Origin of the sequence: Kocuria varians, from assembly GCF_006539885.1 — a bacterium.
GTDB lineage: Bacteria > Actinomycetota > Actinomycetes > Actinomycetales > Micrococcaceae > Kocuria > Kocuria varians.
Window position 1 is genome coordinate 1 of sequence record NZ_BJNW01000039.1, and the last position, 1,433, is coordinate 1,433.

General features: G+C 67.4%; 1 protein-coding gene. It reads left to right on the forward strand.

The genetic code is table 11. The features are described from left to right. The first annotated feature begins 119 nt into the window (after nt 1–119). Nucleotides 120–1,430, forward strand: coding sequence for an ISL3-like element ISAar39 family transposase (locus KVA01_RS12525; RefSeq protein ID WP_141270575.1), 1,311 nt, complete (start codon nt 120–122; stop codon nt 1,428–1,430). Nucleotides 1,431–1,433: the final 3 nt, after the last annotated feature.

Sequence of the window (1,433 nt, forward strand, 5' to 3'; positions counted from 1 at the left end):
GGCTCTTCGCAGATGAGGGTGTAGCGGTCGGTGGCGGGGTGGGCGCGTCGGTGCGGGGATAGACGTCGAGGTCTCCCGATGATGGAAGTTCTGACGCTCGCCATCTGGAAGACCTCGACATGCCCCACGCTACCTTCTCGTCCCCTGATCTCGATGCCTTCTGCGGCCTGGACGGGCTCGGCCTCACAGCCACCGGCCAGCGCATCGAGACGGGCCAGGCAGTTCTGGAGTGCCGGGTCCTCGCGGACGATCAGTGGTGCCATCGCTGCGGCCAGGCCGGAGTTCCTCGCGGCACGGTCCTCAGAACGATCGTGCACGTCCCCCTCGGCTGGCGACCGACGATGCTGCAGGTCAGAGTGCGTCGCTACCGCTGCCCGGACTGCTGCACCGTGTGGCGTCAGGACACCACAGCCGCTGCCGCGTCCCGCACGAAGCTGTCGCGCGACGCGGTCTTCTGGGCACTCAAGAGCGTGGTCATCGACCGGATGTCGATCGCGCGGGTCGCCGAGAACCTCGGCACCGCCTGGCACACCGTGAACGACGCTGTCCTCGAAGCCGGCTCCGAGCTCCTGATCAACGATCCTGCCCGGTTCGAGGGGGTCCGGGTCCTCGGCGTGGACGAGCACGTCTGGTCCCACACCAGAGGCGGTAACAAGTACGTCACCGTGATCATCGACCTGACCCCGGTCCGCGATGGCACCGGAGCCTCGAGGCTGCTGGACATGGTCCCCGGCCGTTCGAAGAAGGTGCTCAAGACCTGGCTCGACCAGCAGGAACAGGGCTTCCGCGACCGGATCGAGACCGTGGCGATGGACGGGTTCACCGGTTTCAAGACCGCCGCTGCGGAAGAGATCCCGCAGGCCGTCGCGGTGATGGATCCGTTCCACGTCGTCGCCCTGGCCGGTGACGCACTGGACCGCTGCCGGCAACGGATCCAGCAGACCACCTGCGGGCATCGTGGCCGATCCGGGGATCCTCTCTACGAGATCCGCCGAGTCCTCCGCACCGGCGCAGATCTCCTGACCGATCGCCAGTGCGGCCGCCTGAGCAGCGTGTTCGCCGCAGACGAGCACGCCGCAGTGGAGGCGACCTGGGGCATCTACCAGCGGATCGTCCAGGCATACCGCAATCCCGATCGCGTTGCCGCCAAGCAGCAACTCACCGCCGTGATCCAGGACCTCGCCGGCAACGTTCCAGCCTCGCTGACCGAGGTCATCACGCTCGGCCGCACTCTGAAACGCCGGGCCGGGGACGTGCTGGCCTACTTCGACCGGCCCGGCACCAGCAACGGCCCAACAGAGGCCATCAATGGCCGCCTCGAGCACCTCCGTGGCACCGCGCTGGGCTTCCGCAACCTCGCCCACTACATCCTCCGATCCCTCCTCGACACCGGCGGATTCAGACCCCTGCTACACCGTCAAATGCGATGAGCC

Excerpts from the sequence above, each read along its gene's own strand:
- KVA01_RS12525 (WP_141270575.1), top strand. The coding sequence starts at position 120 with ATGCCCCACGCTACCTTCTCGTCCCCTGATCTCGATGCCTTCTGCGGC.